Below are 2,835 nucleotides of genomic sequence, written 5' to 3' on the forward strand. Positions count from 1 at the left end.
GCGCTCGGCGGCCGACTGACCAAGCTGACCAAGGAACAGGCGGAATACATCGGCGTCGACGTCGACGGCCCCTACAAAGCCGACCACTACCGCTACTGAGACCGCTACTGAGACCCCGCCGGGCGTCGCACCGTTCGGGGAACAAGCCCCGGCAACGCGCCTATGGCCAGATCCTGAGGACGAACAGGAGGCTGCGTGACCCTCAACACCGTCGCGCTTGAGTTGGTGCCGCCGAATGTGAACGGCGGTTGTGAGCAGGCGTACGAGGAAGCCCGCAAGGTGGCGAAGTATTCCAGTGATTCCGGGCTCGACGGTTTGATCCGGCACGTAATGATCCCAGGCATGATCGCCGAGGACGACGATCGGCCGGTCCCGATGCGACAGAAGCTGGATGTGCTCGACTTTTGGTCGATCATCAAACGGGAGCTGCCCGTCGACGGGCTGTGCACCCAGGTCACAGCCTTTCTGGATGAGTCGTCCCTGGGCAACCGCCTCCACGACCTATCCGATGCCGGCATGAAGGGTGTGGTATTCGTCGGTGTCCCGCGCACCATGAATGACGGTGAGGGCCCCGGCGTCGCGCCCACCGACGCACTGTCGATGTACAAGGACATGATGCGCAACCGTGGCGTCATCCTTATCCCGACACGCGACGGCGAGCAGGAGCGGTTCGCATTCAAGTGCGAACGGGGCGCCACATACGGCATGACACAGTTGCTGTATTCGGATGCGATCGTTGGGTTTCTGGCTGACTTCGCCCGAACCAGCGATCATCGGCCCGAAGTGCTGCTGTCGTTTGGTTTCGTGCCCAAGCTGGAAACCCGTGTCGGACTGATCAATTGGCTGATCCAGGATCCCGGGAACGCCGTCGTCGCCAGCGAGCAGGCTTTCGTCAGGAAGTTGGCCGGCAGCGAACCGATAGCAAAGCGCCGTCTCATGGTGGATTTGTACAAACGTGTGATCGACGGCGTGGTCGAGCTTGGCTTTCCGTTGAGCATTCATCTGGAGGCCGCCTATGGAGTGTCGGGTCCGGCGTTCCAGACGTTCGCCGAGATGCTCTCCTACTGGTCACCCGGCGGCCGACGGTAAAGTTGCGCCGGCTCCCTTTTAGTCGGTGTGAGCCATGATGCGTGCTCGCTCTTTCATCGGTGGCACGGCGAAGTATTAACGCTTTCGTGGTTTGCCGACAAATGTATCGCCGCCGCTGCTGGGTGGTAGTGAGGCCCAGAAAGTTGGAGCTCGTCCAAGGCATGTCTGAGTAACAATCTAGCACTGGCCGATGACACGCTGTGAAGGTGTTCTGGCTGCGAGAATTTTACCAATGTCAACGTCTCGGCCGGTTATCGGTTTGGACAGAAGATCCAGTCATCGGCGTGACCGTCGGGCGTTGATCGCCGACATCGATACGCGTCATCCACCCTATCGGCGTTCTATGCCTACTTAGGACCTATGCCTACTTAGGACCGACTCTCGGGGGATACCCAGGCTCCCCAAATCGAATTCGCAGAAAACGGGCTTCCTGACCGCCGAAGTGCATAACCTTTACGAATAATTTCAGCTCATTTTGAGCGGTCTGCTAGAAATGTAGGATAACGGTTAATAATTGTGTGACACACACATTAAAGAATGCTCACGGCGTTGCGCGGGGCGACACTAATTACGTAAGCTTCGATGCCATGCCTACGTTTAATGTAAATACTGTTGACTGGGATGAACTGTATGACGGCAAGGCGTCATACGCTCCGGGAAACCCCGGATGGAACATTGGCGACTTGCAACCCGCATTGGCCGCTCTCGAAAGTAAAGGGTTGTTCGAGGGGCCTGTATTGGATTCCGGATGCGGCGTGGGGGTCACTTCATTGGCATTGGCCGCAAAAGGATACGAGGTTGTTGGGTTGGATCGGTCTAACGCCGCGATCGAAAAGGCGAGACAAGCAGCGGCTCAACGGGGCCTGGCGGCGAAGTTCGACGTGGCCGACCTGAGTCAATCGACCGGCTATAAGGAGTACTTCAAGACCATCATTGACGGCTTGGTGTTCCATTGCCTGCCTGAAAGCCTCCGGCACGGCTATATCGAATCCAGCGCACGCGCGCTGAAGCCAGGCGGCAAATTCTTCGCCCTCGTCTTCGCTACGGAGGCGTTCCCGCCCGACGCTGATTTCGGTCCGCGCCCGTTCACTGAGTCCCAATTGCATTCCATCGTCGGCGAGCACCTCGCTGTGGATGACATTCAACCAGCCCGCGCGTGGATCAACGTCCCAACGGTGTTGCCCGACGGGTTCGAGTACCGCAACGTCACTATCGGACAGGATGGCCGTGCCCAGCTACCGTCGTGGCTGGTGAGTGCGCACCGACCCTGACCGACGCGGCCATAGTTGCCAACGCATTTGGCAACTATGGCCGCGACCCGCTTACGGGGCAACATGCGCATCGCGCATCGCCCAAAAGCGGTAACCGTGGCAGACGCTCCACCGCATGGAACGTAACAAATCGCGGGTCGTATTCAACGCTGAAACCGTGACGCCACAACGAAACTGCGGCTGACTTCGGTGCCAAGTCCAGGTGGGCGAAGGGGTTGGGGCGTGAGCGCTACTTCTCATCGCCGTGGCCACGAGTTTGGGCCAAACTGCCGCGAAAACAACAGTTTTGCGATTGCCGGTCGCCACCCTGATCGTTGGTTATGGCGACCTTGAGGTGGCCTGCGGCTCTTGCGGGCTAACGAGGAAGGATTGGCATTGTGAGCGTAAAGGGTCGCCTATTTACCAGTGAGTCGGTGACTGAGGGGCATCCCGACAAGATCTGTGATGCGATCAGCGACTCCGTTCTTGATGCCCT

At 58.7% G+C, this 2,835-nt stretch carries 4 protein-coding genes; all 4 read left to right on the forward strand.

The window, feature by feature from the left end; all coding sequences use genetic code 11:
• A partial coding sequence (locus BST14_RS27785) for an adenosylhomocysteinase (protein WP_142279650.1) occupies positions 1-99 on the forward strand: 99 nt, incomplete at its 5' end.
• Positions 100-195: 96 nt separating this feature from the next.
• Positions 196-1,089 carry a mycobacterial-type methylenetetrahydrofolate reductase gene (locus tag BST14_RS27790; RefSeq protein WP_083067458.1) on the forward strand — a complete coding sequence of 298 codons (894 nt, stop codon included), beginning with the start codon at positions 196-198 and terminating at the stop codon, positions 1,087-1,089.
• Between the two features lie 587 nt (positions 1,090-1,676).
• Positions 1,677-2,360, forward strand: coding sequence for a class I SAM-dependent methyltransferase (locus BST14_RS27795; protein WP_083067459.1), 684 nt, complete (start codon positions 1,677-1,679; stop codon positions 2,358-2,360).
• 377 nt (positions 2,361-2,737) lie between these two features.
• Positions 2,738-2,835, forward strand: a 98-nt coding sequence (locus BST14_RS27800) for an S-adenosylmethionine synthetase N-terminal domain-containing protein (RefSeq protein ID WP_142279661.1), incomplete at its 3' end; no start/stop codon positions are given.

The sequence above is a fragment of the Mycobacterium arosiense ATCC BAA-1401 = DSM 45069 genome, from assembly GCF_002086125.1.
Lineage (GTDB): Bacteria > Actinomycetota > Actinomycetes > Mycobacteriales > Mycobacteriaceae > Mycobacterium > Mycobacterium arosiense.

Excerpts from the sequence above, each read along its gene's own strand:
- BST14_RS27795 (WP_083067459.1), top strand. The coding sequence starts at position 1,677 with ATGCCTACGTTTAATGTAAATACTGTTGACTGGGATGAACTGTATGAC.